The organism is Massilia sp. TSP1-1-2, assembly GCF_049896185.1.
Classification (GTDB): domain Bacteria; phylum Pseudomonadota; class Gammaproteobacteria; order Burkholderiales; family Burkholderiaceae_D; genus Telluria_A.
In genome coordinates, this window is record NZ_JAFCTU010000001.1 from 287,566 (window position 1) to 302,948 (window position 15,383).

11 protein-coding genes are annotated in these 15,383 nt (G+C 63.6%); all 11 read left to right on the plus strand.

Annotated features, from left to right (window positions below):
* The first annotated feature begins 120 nt into the window (after positions 1-120).
* A complete protein-coding gene (locus tag ACP7BV_RS01325; RefSeq protein ID WP_426100702.1) occupies positions 121-1,158 on the plus strand; it encodes a glycosyltransferase family 4 protein in 1,038 nt (345 codons plus the stop codon).
* Complete coding sequence (locus ACP7BV_RS01330; RefSeq protein WP_426100704.1) at positions 1,155-3,149, plus strand: heparinase II/III domain-containing protein; 1,995 nt, start codon at positions 1,155-1,157, stop codon at positions 3,147-3,149. Before ACP7BV_RS01325 ends, ACP7BV_RS01330 begins: the two co-directional genes overlap by 4 nt.
* Before the next feature lie 16 nt (positions 3,150-3,165).
* On the plus strand, positions 3,166-4,485 hold the full coding sequence (locus ACP7BV_RS01335) for a hypothetical protein (protein WP_426100706.1): 1,320 nt from the start codon (positions 3,166-3,168) through the stop codon (positions 4,483-4,485).
* A gap of 63 nt (positions 4,486-4,548) precedes the next feature.
* Positions 4,549-5,658: a non-hydrolyzing UDP-N-acetylglucosamine 2-epimerase gene (wecB, locus tag ACP7BV_RS01340; RefSeq protein WP_426100708.1), complete on the plus strand. Its 1,110-nt coding sequence runs from the start codon at positions 4,549-4,551 to the stop codon at positions 5,656-5,658.
* Positions 5,655-6,392: a WecB/TagA/CpsF family glycosyltransferase gene (locus tag ACP7BV_RS01345; RefSeq protein ID WP_426100710.1), complete on the plus strand. Its 738-nt coding sequence runs from the start codon at positions 5,655-5,657 to the stop codon at positions 6,390-6,392. Before wecB ends, ACP7BV_RS01345 begins: the two co-directional genes overlap by 4 nt.
* Before the next feature lie 136 nt (positions 6,393-6,528).
* Positions 6,529-7,809, plus strand: a complete 1,281-nt coding sequence (locus ACP7BV_RS01350; protein WP_426100971.1) for a nucleotide sugar dehydrogenase — start codon at positions 6,529-6,531, stop codon at positions 7,807-7,809.
* Between the two features lie 23 nt (positions 7,810-7,832).
* Positions 7,833-8,831: a UDP-glucose 4-epimerase GalE gene (galE, locus tag ACP7BV_RS01355; RefSeq protein WP_426100712.1), complete on the plus strand. Its 999-nt coding sequence runs from the start codon at positions 7,833-7,835 to the stop codon at positions 8,829-8,831.
* Between the two features lie 19 nt (positions 8,832-8,850).
* A complete protein-coding gene (locus ACP7BV_RS01360; protein WP_426100714.1) occupies positions 8,851-10,002 on the plus strand; it encodes a sugar phosphate nucleotidyltransferase in 1,152 nt (383 codons plus the stop codon).
* Between the two features lie 29 nt (positions 10,003-10,031).
* On the plus strand, positions 10,032-11,456 hold the full coding sequence (locus ACP7BV_RS01365; protein ID WP_426100716.1) for a mannose-1-phosphate guanylyltransferase/mannose-6-phosphate isomerase: 1,425 nt from the start codon (positions 10,032-10,034) through the stop codon (positions 11,454-11,456).
* A gap of 190 nt (positions 11,457-11,646) precedes the next feature.
* Positions 11,647-12,069: a hypothetical protein gene (locus ACP7BV_RS01370; protein ID WP_426100718.1), complete on the plus strand. Its 423-nt coding sequence runs from the start codon at positions 11,647-11,649 to the stop codon at positions 12,067-12,069.
* Positions 12,070-12,389: 320 nt separating this feature from the next.
* On the plus strand, positions 12,390-15,380 hold the full coding sequence (locus tag ACP7BV_RS01375; RefSeq protein ID WP_426100720.1) for an ExeM/NucH family extracellular endonuclease: 2,991 nt from the start codon (positions 12,390-12,392) through the stop codon (positions 15,378-15,380).
* The last annotated feature ends 3 nt before the right edge of the window (positions 15,381-15,383 follow it).

The following is a 15,383-nucleotide window of genomic DNA, read 5'->3' on the forward strand; positions in this document are numbered from 1 at the left end:
GTTCTTGATGTCCATTCTTGATGCCCGCTCTTGATACCAGCTCTTGATACCCGCTCTTGATACCCGCTCTTGATACCCGCTCTTGATACCCCTTCCCCGCCGCTAATGAAAAGCATTGTCATGATCGGGCCTTCTCCCGCCTCGCGCGGCGGGATGGCCAGCGTCATCGCCACCTTGCTCGCGCACGGCTACGGCAACGGTGACGGCTGCCGCTTCATCGCCACCCAGGTCGACGGCAGCCGCGCGCGCAAGGCGGGCAGGGCGCTGGCCGCGCTGGCGCAGGTGGCCGGCTTGCTGGCCCTGGGCCGCGTGGCGCTGCTGCATGTGCATCTGGCCTCGGGCGCCAGTTTTTGGCGCAAGGCAGCCTTCATCGGCGCGGCGCGCCTGGCCGGTTGCCCGGTGCTGATCCACCTGCACGGCGGCCAGTTCGCCCAGTTTCTCGACCAGCGCCTGGGCCGGCGCCGGCGCCGCCTGGCGCTCGCGCTGCTGGCCGGCGCGCGCGCCGGTTTTGCGCTCACCCGCGCGTCGGCCGCGCTGCTGCGCGAACATTGTCCGCAGGCCGAGATCGAGCTGTTTCCCAATCCCGTCGCGCCCGCGCCTTCCCTGCCTCGCGCGCCGGGCGCGAACCTGCTCTTTGTTGGACGGCTGGAAGCGGGCAAGGGCGTGTTCGACCTGCTGCACGCCTTTGCCCGCGTGCACGCGGCGCGGCCCGACGCGCGCCTGGTGCTGGCCGGCGATGGCGACGCGCGGCCGCTGGAGGCACTTGCCGAAAAGCTGGGCCTGCTTGACAGCCTGTCACTCCCCGGCTGGATCGATGCCGAGCAGCGCCGCGCGCTGCTGGCCACGGCGGGCGTGTTCGTTTTGCCATCGCATCACGAGCAATTGCCGATGAGCTTGCTTGAAGCGATGGCCGCCGGCGCACCCGTCGTGGCCACCGACGTGGGCGCCATTGGCGAGCTGTTGGCATATGGAAGATACGGAACTGTGGTGCCGCCCGGCGATATCGACAAGTTAGCTGCGGCCATCCTGAAAATGCTGCAAGATAATATTCTTGCGGACAATATCTCCGCACGCGGACTGGAGCGGGTGCAGTCCGAATATCATGTGGAAAAAGTGTTAGCGCGTCTCCGCCGTCGCTACGAGGAGTTGCTGCAATGATCAAACAGTTTGCCATCGCCACCACCTGCGTTGCAGCCTTGTGCTCGCCCGCCCGTGCGCAGTTCACCGCCACGCCCCAGACCTATTCTCCGTCCGAGCTGGGCGTCACCGCCAGCGCTCTGAGCGGCACGGCGCTGGGCACCGCGCTCGACAATTTCGACGCCAGGGTTCCCGCCATGGCCCACCCGCGCCTATTCAAGGGCCAGGCCGACTATGCCGGCATCGTGGCCGCCACCAAGGCCGAGCGATCGACGTCGATCACGGCGCTGACCGGCTACCTCAAGCGCAATCCCGTGGCCAACACCAGCGCCGCGCTGCGCGCCAACATCAACGCGGCCGACAGCGCCGTGCGCATGAGCACGTGGTGGCAGCAAACCCGCATTTTGGAAGGCATGGCGGAAGCGGCCGTGGCCTGGTACATTACGCGCGACCCTTGGTTTTTGAACGAAATGCGCGCCCGCATGACCTTGTTCACGCCGGCCGTGCTGGCGCGCAAGTGCAGCGGCGACGTCGCCGAAACGCGCGACTACGTCTGGTTCTACGGCCTGGCCTACGACTTTGCCTACGCCGGCATGAGCGCCAGCGACCGCCAGGCGGTCAAGAATATCCTGCTCTCCTGCGGCAACGCCGGCCTGCTGAAGGTGGCCGACACGGTGCGCCTGTACTCGGAAAACGGGATTGCCTTCAATGCGCTGGGCAAGTTCGTCGGCGCCTTGCTGATCGTGCGCGGCGACATGCCCGAAATGAATTCCTGGCTGCGCAACGCGCTGCCCACTTACGTGGCCGGCGTCAGTCCGTGGGGCGGCGACGACGGCGGCTTTGCCAACGGCTCCACCTACGCCGAATGGGACGCGGGCGAGTCGCTGATCATGTGGGACCTGGTCGAACGCGTGCTCGGCGTGCCGTTTTACCGCAAGCCGTGGCTGACCGAGTTCGCGCGCTTCATCGCTTACGCGCTGCCGCCCGGCACGCCGGCCGGGGTGTTTGGCGACGGCGCCGAAGTCAACCGCAAGGAAGACTGGGCCCGCTTTGGCAAGGCCATCATGAACCGCTCCGACACCACCTTGTCGCGCTGGTACAGCAAGCAGCAAAGCGGCGAGGATTATGCGCGCCTGCATATCCTGCTCAGTCCCCGCGAATCGACTGCCAGCGCGGTTTTGCCCGCCACCCAGCCCAGCGGCGCCTATTTTCCCGTGATCGGCTGGTCGATCATGCACAGCGCGCTCACCGATCGCCTGCGCACGTCGGTGTTCTTCAAGAGCAGCCCCTTCGGTTCAGTCAACCATTCCCACGCCGACCAGAACAGCTTCGTGCTGTATGCCAAGGGCACCGTACTGGCCATGGACAGCGGCGTCTATGACTACTACAACTCGCCCCACTGGCGCAGTTACTACAAGCAAACGCGCGCGCACAACGCCATCACGGTCGATGGTGGCCAGGGGCAGGGCCTGGGTCCGACTGGCCTGGGCGAACGCGCCGCGGCCGGGCGCCTGACGCGCTTCGAGCAAACGCCGGCGTACGACATTTCCAGCGGCGACGCCAGCGCCGCCTACAGCGGCTTGTTGAGCAAAGCCAAACGCACCGTGATTTTTATCCGGCCTTCGACGCTGGTCACGGTCGACCAGCTGGCCAGCACGGTGGCGCGCCGTTATGAATACAATCTGCACACGCCGGTTCCGCTCAGCGGCACGGCTGCCGCTTTCCGGGCGGCCAATGCGCCCGCCGAATTGTGCGGCGCAGTGGCCTCGCCCGACGCGCTGGCCATCAGCAGCAGCCAGGGGTACTACCCGGCTCCGACCACGCCAGCCGGGCCCCATTACTGGAACAAGTTTAGCTTCAGCAATCCCCGCACCAGCGGCCTGATCGTGTCGGTGTTGCGCACCGACTGTCTGTCGGCCAAGCCGGACATCGTGTTCGGCAGTTCCGGTGCTACGATTACCGCTGGCGGTCGCGTGATCACGGTAAGCGACCTGGACGTAACGGTGCAATAGTGCACAAGGGGTGGGCATGGCGTGCGACGGTTCGGTGTTGCAAGCAATGGCCGGCAGGTTCAGGTTTGCCCTGATCGACCTGGTGCGCGGCACGCGCGCGCTCGCCGTGCTGCGCGAACTCGAAGCGCTTCAATTCGCCCCGCCTGCCGTGCTTGCCGCGCGCCAGCGCCTGGCCCTCGCTCAGTATGTGGCCACGGTGCGCGGCGCCGGCGCGCTGCACGCGCGCTACGGCGCCTTTGCCCAGTTCCCCGTCATCGACAAAGCCTTCGCGCTCGCCAACCGCGAGCGCTTGCGCAACCGTGCTTACCACGGCAAGCTGGTGCGCAAAAAAACCGGCGGCTCGACCGGCGAACCCTTCGTCTACGTGACGGGCGTGCGCGCCCAGTCCTACCTGTGGGCGGCGATCTTGCTCAGCTGGCGCGTGGCCGGCTATCGGCTGGGCGAGCCGGTCGCCTTTTTGGCTGGCAGCGCACTGTTCGGCGCCGGCTACAAGCAACAGCTGTATTACCGGCTGATGAATGTGCACCTGTTTTCCGCCTTCGACCTGGCGAGCGCGCAACTGGACCGTTACGCCGCCGGCATCGCGCGCTGCCGCTTGTTGTACGGCTATGCGTCGGCCATTCACCGGCTTGCCCTGCATGTCCTGGCCGGGCCCGCGCGCGCGCACTTTTCGCTGCGCGGAGTGGTGTGCACCGCCGAAGTGCTCAGCGCGGCCATGCGCGCCGACATCGAGCGCGCTTTTGGTGCGCCGTGTTACAGCCAGTACGGCTGCAACGACGCCGGCGTGTCCGCTTACGAATGCGAACGGCGCGACGGCTTTCACCTGGTCACCGAGCGCGCCTTTCACGAAGTGTTGCCCGATGGCCGGCTGATCGCCACCGACCTGGCCAACGACGCTTTTTTCCTGCCGCGCTACGACACGGGCGACCTGGTCGCCATGGCGGACACCCCGTGCCCGTGCGGGCGCGGCTTTCCCCTGATCAAAAGCGTGATCGGGCGCGCCAACGACCTGGTGCACGACAGCGCGGGCAATACCGTCCATTCCGAATTTTTTACCCATCTTTTTCGCGAAGATGCGCGCATTGCCGCCTTCCAGGTGCTCTACGATGCGCGGCAACTGGCCGTGATCGTGCAGTGCCCGGACGCGGCACTGGGCGCCGCGCTAGACACCTACCGCGCCCGCATTGCTGCGGCACTGCGCTTTGACGTGATACGGTTTTTTATCAACTCGCCATTTATTTGTATCAAGAACGGCAAGCACCGTTTTGTGCTGCGGGTGGACGATATGGAAGGGGTGCTGCCTGAAAACGCTGGCAGTTGCACCGCGCACGGCTGAAATCGCGCGCCAAAAAAAGCGCTATTCCCACTATAATTGTACTTTTGATAAATTTGGACAACCATGCCACTGATCTATCTCGTCGCCGGTGCCCGGCCCAATTTCATGAAGATCGCACCCATCGTGCGCGCCTTGCAAAGCCAGCAAGCGCTGACCTTCAAAATCATTCATACCGGCCAGCACTATGACCGCGACATGAACGAGGTCTTCTTCGAGGAACTGGGCATTCCCCAGCCCGACATTTTCATGGGCGCGGGCGGCGGCAGCCATGCGGCGCAAACGGCCAAGATCATGGTCGCCTTCGAGGAACTGTGCATCGCCGAGCGTCCCGCCGCAGTGCTGGTGGTGGGCGACGTCAATTCCACGCTGGCGTGTTCCATTGCCGCCAAAAAGCTCAACATTCCCGTCGCACACGTCGAAGCGGGCTTGCGCAGCGGCGACATGACCATGCCCGAGGAAATCAACCGTCTCGTCACCGACAGCATCACCGACTGGTTTTTTGTCACCGAGCCGTCGGCCGTCAAGCATTTGCAGCGCGAAGGCAAGCCGGACTCGGCCATTCACTACGTCGGCCACGTCATGGTCGACAACGTACTGTTCCAGGCCGACAAGCTGACCCGCACCGACACTTCCGGCTTTGAAACGAGCGCCTTCAAGGCGGCGCAGGCGGAAAAAAGTGGGCGCTATGGCGTCGTCACGCTGCACCGTCCCAGCAATGTCGACGATGCCGCCATGATGACCCGCATCGCCGGCGCCCTCAAGGATATTGCGGCCGACTTGCCGCTGATCTTCCCGGTGCACCCGCGCACGCGCGCCAACCTGGCCAGCTTCGGCATCGACCTGGGGCCGAACATCACGCTGGTCGGCCCGCAAGCCTACATGGCTTTTCTGAACCTCTGGAAAGACGCCACGGTGGTGCTGACCGACAGCGGCGGCCTGCAGGAAGAAACCACGGCGCTAGGCGTGCCTTGCATTACGATCCGCGAAAACACGGAGCGCCCCGTCACCGTCGACGAAGGTTCCAACGTGCTGGTGGGCACTGATCCGGTGCGCATCGTGGCCGAAGCGCGCAAGGTCATGCGCGGCGAAGGCAAGCAGGGCCGCCGTCCAGACCTGTGGGATGGCAAGGCCGCCGAGCGCATCGTCGCCGTGCTCGCGAGGGAACTTGCGTGACACAGCGCATTTCCATGATGGGCTGTCTGATCGACAACCTGTCCATGGAAGAGACCCTGCACCGGGTCGACGGTTTTATCCGCGCGGGCACGCCGCACCAGCATGTGGTGGTCAATGTCGACAAGCTCGTCAAGGCCAGCCGCGCGCCTGAGCTGCGCCGCATCATCAATGACTGCGACCTGGTCAGCGCCGACGGCATGCCGGTGGTGTGGGCGGCGCGCCTGCTGGGCAAACCGCTCAAGGAACGCGTGGCCGGCATCGACCTGTTCGAAGCCTTGATGGAGCGCGCGGCCGAACGCGGCTGGCGCGTGTTTTTGCTGGGCGCGCGCGAAGAAGTCGTGGCCCGCGTGCGTGCGCTGTACGAACAAAAATACCGTGGCTTGGTCATCGCCGGCCACCGCAACGGTTACTGGAGCGCGGCCGAGGAAATCAATGTGGTGGAACAGGTGGGCGCCAGCCGCGCCGACCTGCTGTTCGTGGCCATTAGTTCTCCCAAAAAAGAACAGTTTCTGGGCCAGTATCAGGCCCGCATGCAGGTGCCGTTTGCCATGGGCGTGGGCGGCAGCTTTGACGTTGCGGCCGGGCTGGTGCGGCGCGCACCGCGCTGGATGCAGCGCGCGGGGCTGGAATGGTTTTACCGTTTTTTGCAGGAACCGCGGCGCATGTTCCGCCGTTACTTTATCGATGACGTGGCTTTTCTCTGGCTGTTTCTCAAGGAAGCGGCGCGCCTTTGACCTCTCGAACAAGGACATCATGAGCACAATTGGCGCCACAGGCGCTATAGCCGGTTCGGGCGCTTCAGCCGCTTCGGGCATTATCGGCACTATCGGCACTATCGGCAGTATCGGCAGTATCGGCAGTATCGGCACTATCGGCACTATCGGCGTTATCGGCCTCGGCTATGTCGGGCTTCCCCTGGTCGTTGAATTCGGCAAACTCGGGCCCACCATCGGCCTGGATATCTCGCAAGCCAAGGTCGATGCCTGCCGGCGCGGGGTCGACCCATCGCGCGAATTGTCCGACGCCCAGATGGCGCTGGCCGTGCACGCCGAGTACACGGCCGACCCGGCGCGCCTGAACGACGCCGACATGATTATCGTGGCCGTCCCAACCCCGGTCGACATCGCCCACAACCCCGATTTTGGCCCCTTGATCGGCGCCAGCGAGGTGGTCGGCAAATTCATGAAGCGCGGCGCTACCGTCGTCTACGAGTCCACCGTGTACCCGGGCGCGACCGAGGAAGTGTGCATTCCCGTGCTGGAAAAAGCGTCCGGCCTGACCTGGAAAAAAGACTTCTTCGTCGGCTACTCGCCCGAGCGCATCAACCCGGGCGACCGCGAACACACGCTCACGACCATCCTGAAAGTGGTCGCCGGCGATACGCTAGAAACGCTGGAAAAAGTGGCCGTCATGTACGAGGCCATCGTCGTGCCCGGCGTGCACCGCTGCTCGAGTATCAAAGCCGCCGAAGCTTGCAAGGTCATTGAAAACACGCAGCGCGACCTGAACATCGCCTTGATGAATGAGCTCGCCCTCATTTTCGACAAGATCGGCATCGACACCGCCGAAGTGCTGCAAGCTGCCGGCACCAAGTGGAACTTTCTCAAGTTCAGCCCGGGCCTGGTGGGCGGGCATTGCATCGGCGTCGATCCGTATTACCTGACCCACAAGGCGGGCATGCTGGGCTACCATCCGCAAGTCATTCTGGCGGGCCGGCGCATCAACGACGGCATGGCCAAGTTCATTGCCGAGGCGACCATCAAGAACATGATCGCCAGCGGCGCGCATATCAAGGGCGCGCGCGTCATCGTGCTGGGCCTGACCTTCAAGGAAGACTGCGCCGACCTGCGCAACTCCAAGGTCGGCGACGTGATCACCGAATTGCGTTCCTACGGGGTGGACGTGTTTGTCCATGATCCGTATGCTGACCATGCCGAAGCGCTGCACGAATATGGCGTCACGCTGCTCGACTGGGCGCAATTGCCGCGCGCCGAAGCGATTGTCGCGGCGGTGTCGCACAAGCAGCTGCGCGCGTTAAGTGCGCAAGATTTTTGCCACAAGCTGGTCGATGGCGGCTGCTTCATCGACGTCAAGGCTTGCTTTGACGCGCAAGCGCTGCAAGCGGCGGGCATGCGCGTCTGGCGACTGTAAACAACCCTTTTTAGTGAGTCCCTATGAAAATTCTCGTTACCGGCGGCCTTGGCTACATTGGCGCGCACACTTGCGTTGAACTGATCGCGGCCGGGCATGATCCCGTCGCCCTCGACAACTTGTCCAACACCACAACGGCCGTGCAGGCGCGTGTGGAAAAAATCACCGGCCGCCCGCTGGCCTTTGTCAAAGCCGACATCCGCGACCGCGCCGCGCTCGACGCCGTCTTCACGCAGCATGCCTTTGATGCCGTGATCCACTTCGCGGGCCTGAAAGCGGTGGGCGAATCGGTCGCGCAGCCGCTGCGCTACTACGACAACAACGTGGCCGGCAGCGTCACGCTGTTTGAAGCGATGCAGGAGCACGGCGTCAAGACGCTGGTGTTCAGCTCGTCGGCCACGGTCTACGGCGACCCGGCGTCGGTGCCGATCAGCGAACACTTTCCGCTGTCGGCCACCAACGCCTACGGTCGCAGCAAGCTGATGATCGAAGACATCCTGCGCGACCTGATTGTCGCCCAGCCCGACTGGTGCATTGCACTGCTGCGCTACTTCAATCCGGTCGGCGCCCACGAAAGCGGGCTCATCGGCGAGGAGCCGAACGGCATTCCCAACAACCTGCTGCCGTATATCGCCCAGGTGGCCGAAGGCCGGCGCGAAAAACTGTCCGTCTACGGCGACGATTACCCCACGCCCGACGGCACCGGTCTGCGCGATTACATCCACGTGGTCGACCTGGCGCTAGGTCATGTCAAAACCCTAAGCAAGCTGGCGACAGGTCCCGGCGTTGTTACGTACAATTTGGGCACCGGGCGTGGCAATAGTGTTCTGGAAATGGTGCGTGCGTTCGAGCGCGCCAGCGGCAAGGCCGTTCCCTACCAGATCGTGCCCCGCCGTCCCGGCGATATTGCCGCCTGCTACGCCGATCCCGCGCTCGCAAAAGCAGAACTTGGCTGGAGCGCCGAACGCGATATCGCCCAAATGTGCGCCGATTCCTGGCGCTGGCAATCGATGCCCAAATGACTAGATAAAGGAAGTTCTGATGAAAGCAATGATTTTAGCCGCGGGCAAAGGCACCCGCGTACGTCCTCTGACCTACGACCTCCCCAAGCCCATGATCCCGATCCTGGGCAAGCCCGTGATGGCTTACCTGGTGGAGCATCTGGCCAAGTACGGCGTCACTGAAATCATGGTCAACGTCAGCTATCTGCATGAAAAAATCGAAGAGTATTTCGGCGAAGGGCACCAGTTCGGCGTGCAGATCGGCTATTCCTTCGAGGGTTACACCACCGACGATGGCGAAGTCGTACCGCAACCGATCGGCTCGGCCGGCGGCCTGAAAAAAATCCAGGAGTTCGGCGGCTTTTTCGACGAAACTACGGTGGTGTTGTGCGGCGACGCGCTGATCGACCTCGACTTGAAGTCGGCGCTGTTCGAGCACCGGCGCCGTGGCGCGCTGGCGTCCATCATCACCAAGGAAGTGCCGTGGGATAAGGTCTCGAGCTACGGCGTGGTCGTGGCCGATGCCGACGGACGCATCACCGCGTTCCAGGAAAAACCCAGCCAGGCCGAGGCCAAGTCCAATTTCATCAGCACCGGGATTTATATTTTCGAGCCGGAAGTCATCGACCTGATTCCGAAGGACCGCCAATTCGATATCGGTTCCGAACTGTTCCCGCTGCTGGTAGAAAAGGGCGTACCGTTTTACGCGCAGGCGCGCTCGTTCAACTGGATCGACATCGGCACCGTGTCCGATTACTGGCAAGTGCTGCAAGACATGCTGCGCGGACAAATCCCGCAGCTTGACGTGCCCGGCACCCAGATCGAAGACGGCCTGTGGGTTGGCCTGAACACCCAGATCGCGTGGGAAGGCACCACCATCGAAGGCCCCGTCTACATCGGCTCGGGCGCGCGCATCGAGCCGGGCGTGCACATCGTGGGGCCGAGCTGGATCGGGCACGGCAGCCACATCTGCGCGGGCGCGAAAGTCGTGCGCAGTGTACTTTTTGAATACACGCGCGTCTTGCATGATGTAAACTTGCACGAAATGATCGTGTTCAAAGATTACAGCGTCGATCGCGCAGGGGAGATGAAACATGTCTCCGAGTACGCATCGCATGCATGGTTGAACGCGCGCGACCGGCGCCAAAGCCGGCGCACCGATGCAAGCGCCGAACAGAACACCTTGTTATAAAAACAGACCAAGAAAAGAAAGCAGAACCAATGAAAATTTACCCAGTCATCCTGTCCGGCGGCGCCGGCACCCGTTTGTGGCCGCTGTCGCGTGCGGTGCTGCCCAAGCAACTGCTGCCGCTGGTGACGGACAAAACGATGCTGCAAGACACTGTCTTGCGCGTCACGGGCTGGCCCGACCTGATGACGCCGCTGGTGGTGTGCGGCAACGAGCACCGTTTCCTGGTGGCTGAGCAATTGCGCGAGATCGACGTCAAGCCGCTCGGCATCCTGCTCGAGCACGTGGGGCGCAACACCGCGCCGGCCGTTGCCGCCGCCGCCCAGTACCTGGTCGCCATCGACCCCGACGCCGTCATGCTGGTGCTGCCGGCCGACCATGTAATTGAAAACCAGCCAGCCTTCGCCGCCGCCGTGGCGAGCGCCGCGAAGCTGGTGGCGGGCGGCGCCCTGGCCACCTTCGGCATCGTGCCGCAGGGGCCGGAAACGGGTTACGGCTACATCCGCCGCGGCGCGCACGTGCCCGGTTCCGAAGAGGGCTTTCAGGTCGACCGTTTCGTTGAAAAGCCGGACCGCGCAACTGCCCAAGGTTTTGTGGATGACGGCCGCTATTACTGGAACAGCGGCATGTTCCTGTTCAGCGCGCGCGCCTACCTCGACGAGCTGGCCGAATTCGCCCCCGCCATTGCCGCCGCGGCCGAAGCGTCGGTACGGCTCGGTTACCAAGACCTCGATTTCTGCCGCCTGGACGAAGCCTCGTTCACGATGTGCCCGTCCGACTCGATCGATTACGCCGTCATGGAGCGCACCGCGCGCGCGGTGGTGGTGCCGGCTGACATCGGCTGGAGCGATGTCGGCTCCTGGTCGGCGCTGTGGCAAGTGCAACAAGCCGGGGCCGACGCCAACGGCAACGTACGGCGCGGCGATGTCTACCTTGACGGCGTGAGCACTTCGCTGGTGCGCGCGTCCAGCCGCATGGTGGCCGTGCTGGGCGTGCAAGACTTGATCGTGGTCGAGACCAATGACGCCGTGCTGGTGGCGCACAAGGACCAGGTGCAGCGCGTCAAGCAGATCGTCGAGCACCTGCAGAAGACCGAGCGCACCGAGCACTTGCAGCACACCAAGGTGTACCGCCCGTGGGGTCACTATGAAGGCATCGATGCGGGCGACCGGTTCCAGGTCAAGCGCATCACGGTCAAGCCGGGCGAAAAGCTGTCGCTGCAAATGCACCACCACCGCGCCGAGCACTGGGTGGTGGTCAGCGGCACTGCGCGCGTGACCTGCGGCGAGAAAGTAAGCCTGCTGTCCGAAAACGAGTCGACCTACATTCCAATCGGCATGAATCACCGCCTCGAAAATCCGGGCAAGCTGCCGCTGCACATCATCGAAGTGCAAAGTGGCAGTTACTTGGGCGAAGACGACATCGTCCGCTTCGAAGACATTTACCAGCGCGCCTGAGCCACCGCGCGCGCAAAAGAAGGGAGCCTCGGCTCCCTTTTTTTCGCGCCTGCACAACTCTACCCGGGGTAGATTGTGAACTGACAAAGCGCAAACACAACACTTTCTGCGCGGAAGGAAATTTCCATAGGGAAAACAATTGCCTCAGGGATACAATAAATGCGTCGAATCATTTCTTCCCGGGGGCATCATGTTGCAGACAATTTCCAAAGCATTGCTGGCTTTTTCCACCATGACGCTGCTCGTCGCCTGCAGCAATACGCCGGCCGATGCACCCGTCGCTGCCGTCGCTCCTGCGGCTGCCGTCGCACCGATCTTCGTCGAATACGCCGCTGACCCTGCCGCTGCGCCAGCGGGCACGCGCGTGCTGGTCGCGTCCGTCAACGTGCTGGTCACCCCACCGCAAGTGTCGGAAAGCGAACGCGTCGCTGAAGAGCTGCGCCTGGTCGATTTTGAACAGTCGTTTGCTATTGAAATGAATCGCCGCAACCAGGAACAGGCCGCGCGCGCCGAACGCGCCGCCGTCGCCGCGCGCGCCGGGGTGGTGCAGGGCCCCGGCTGCGAAGGTACCGAGGGCCACGCCGCCGTGGAATGCGAGCAGTCGCTGATCTGACCCGACCGAAGCGTTGGTCCCGTGAAGGAAGCTGCGGCTTCCTTTTTTTACGTGCGCCCAGCATGGGCGCATCCTTGCAGTACAAGTAGTTCTTCTTTCGCTGGAAGGCTACCCTTCTTTTCGCGCCGCTTCCCGGCCCACGCGCCCTTGTTTTTCACGCCGGTTAGTCCATTCGGATCAATGTGCCGTCATCAACGTGTCACCTCCGACCGTTAATATCCATTCCGTCAATATTAGGTGCTTTTTTATAACACTCTGCGGGCAAGCGCCGTGCCATTTACACAAAACAGTTTTTCTACCACTTCACTTCAGGATTTTCGATGACAAAGCTTGTTGCTACGATTCGCGCCCCCGGTCGGCTGACCGTGCTCGCCGCTCTGATGGCTGGACTGTCCGCTCCCGCCATGGCGGCCTCGCCGAACCTCGTTATCAGCCAGATTTACGGCGCCGGCGGCAACAGCGGAACGACCTTCTACAAGTTCGACTACATCGAGATCTTCAACCGCGGCAGCACGGCCGTCACGGCCAGCGGCTGGAGCGTGCAATACGGTTCCCAGAACAGCACGACCTGGAGCAACAAGTCCCCACTGCCAACCTTTACCATCGAGCCTGGCCAGTACCTGCTGATCCAGGAGCAGGGCGGCACCGGCGCCCAGGCCGCGCTGCCAACCCCGGTCATTGTGCCGACCACGATGTTCAACATGTCTGCAACCGTCGGCAAGGTCGCCCTGGTCAGCGATACCGTCTCGCTGTCGGGCACCACGCCGGCCACGGCCAATGTCGTCGACCTGCTCGGCTTTGGCGCCGCCAACGGCAGCGAAACCGCGCCGTCTGCGCCGGCCAGCAACACGCTGGCCTTGTTCCGCGCCCAGGGCGGCTGCGTCGACACCGACAACAACGCGGCCGATTTCGCCACCGGCGCGCCAAGCCCGCGCACCAGCGATTCGCCCCGCAACAGCTGCGTCGTAGCCGCCGCGCCCATCGTGCTGACCTGCCCATCCTCGCTTGCCATCGAGCAGGGCACCGGCGGCGGTGTCAGCTTGAGCGGCAAGGATGCCGACAGCATCGTCAACGGCGCCAGCATTACCAGCGCCGCCGTGGCCGGCATCAGCCTGGCCGGCTTCACCCCCGCCGCTGCCCGTGGCGGCGTGGCCAGCGTCAACCTGCAGGCCGACGCTTCCCTGGCCGCCGGCAGCTATCCCGTCACGATCCGCTTCACCAATGACAGCGCGCAGGAGAGCAGCTGCAGCGTCACCGTCGCCGTCACCGGCGTGGCCGCCATTTCCCAGATCCAGGGCGCGGGCGAGGCCAGCCCGTTCAAAGACCAGGTCGTGATCACCGAAGGCGTGGTCACCCACAAGGTTGGCAACGGCTACTTTTTGCAGGACGCCGCCGGCGACGGCAACCCGGCCACGTCCGACGGCCTGTTCGTGTTCACCTCGGGCGCCGTCAAAGTCGGCGACCTGATCCGGGTGCGCGGCACCATCACCGAATTTCGCCCGACCGGCGCGCCGCGCACCTACACGGAAATGAAGGACGTCACGGCTACCAAGGTCCTCTCCAGCGGCAACAGCGTCACGCCCACCAATATCAACTTCGACGGCACCCTGGACCTGGCCCGCTTCGAGGGGATGTTGGTCAACATCAACAATGCGCTCACCATCAACCAGTCCAGCTTCCTGGGCACGCGCGGCGAACTGACGTTGGCTGCCGGCCGGCGCGAAACACCGACCAACCGCTACCGTCCAGGCACGCCGGAAGCGATTGCGCTCGCTACGGCCAATGCGCGCAATGCACTGGTGCTTGACGACAGTATTTTCGTCGCGCCAACCGTGATTCCTTATGTCGACGGCGGCGCGCGCATCGTGCGCGCGGGCGACACCGTCACCGGCCTGACCGGCGTCATCGACTACGGTTCCATCGGCGCCGGCGCCGGCTTCAAGCTGCAGTACACGCTCGAGCCGTCGTTCTCGGCGACCAACCCGCGCACGGGCGCACCGCAACTGGCTGCCGGCAATATCAAGGTCGCCAGCGCCAACGTGCTCAATTACTTCACGACCTTTACCGACGGCACCAATGCGTGGGGCGAGACCGGCGTCGGCTGCCAGCTCGGCGCCACCAACGCGGCGGCCAACTGCCGCGGCGCCAACAATATGGCCGAATTCGAACGCCAGACCAAAAAGATTGTCAATGAAATGCTGGGCATCGACGCCGACGTGTTTGGCTTGATGGAAATCCAGAACAACGGCGACATCGCGACCGACTACCTGGTGCAGCAACTCAATGGCAGCGTCGGCTACCCGCTCTACGCCTATGTGCCCGCGCCCGCCGCCACCGGCACCGACGCCATTCGCGTATCGATGATCTACAAGCCGGCCAAGGTGCAGCTGGTGGGCGCGGCGCTGTCGGACGCTGACAGCGTCAACACCCGTCCGCCCATGGCGCAGACTTTCAAGGCTGGCAACGGCGCCCGGTTCTCGCTGGTGGTCAACCATTTCCACGCCAAGGCAAGCACCTGCAGCGGCGAAAACGCCGACCAGGGCGACGGCCAGGGGTGCAGCAATGTGCGCCGCACCCAGCAAGCCACCCGCCTGGCCAAGGTGTTCATCCCGCAAATCATCAGCGTCGCGAGCGACCCTGACGTGCTGGTCATGGGCGACCTGAACGCCAACGGCGCCGAAGACCCGATCTTCACCTTGACCGAGTCGGGCCTGGTCAACCAGCTCGAGCGCTTCGTGCGTCCCCTTGAAACGCCGTATTCGTACGTGTTCAACGGTGAAGTGGGCTACCTCGACCACGCGCTGGCAACGCCGTCCCTCAGCGCCCAGATGACCGGCGCGGCCGAGTGGCACAACAACGCCGACGAGCCGACCATGATCGACTACAACATCGACGGCAAGACGGCCGCCGCCGTGGCCCTGATCGAAGACCATGCCTACCGCGCTTCCGACCATGACCCGGTCGTGGTCAGCATGAACTTGCCGGCAACCATTACCGACGCCAGCGCCAACTTGACGGTGCAGCGCTCCGGCCTGGTGCAAAACCGCGTGACCGGCAAGGTCAGCGCCACCATCACCCTGACCAACATTTCGGGCAAATCGATGAGCGGCCCGTTCCTGGTGCTGTTTACCAACTTGACCCCCGGCGTGTCGATTGAAAACGCCACCGGCATGAAGGACGGCATGTATTACATCACCGTCAACAATGCAACGATCGCCCCCGGCGCCAAGGCGAGCTTCAGCGCCGTGTACGTCAACCCGAACAAGGTGGTCTTTGGTCACACCAACAAAGTCTTTACCGGCACTTACTAATTC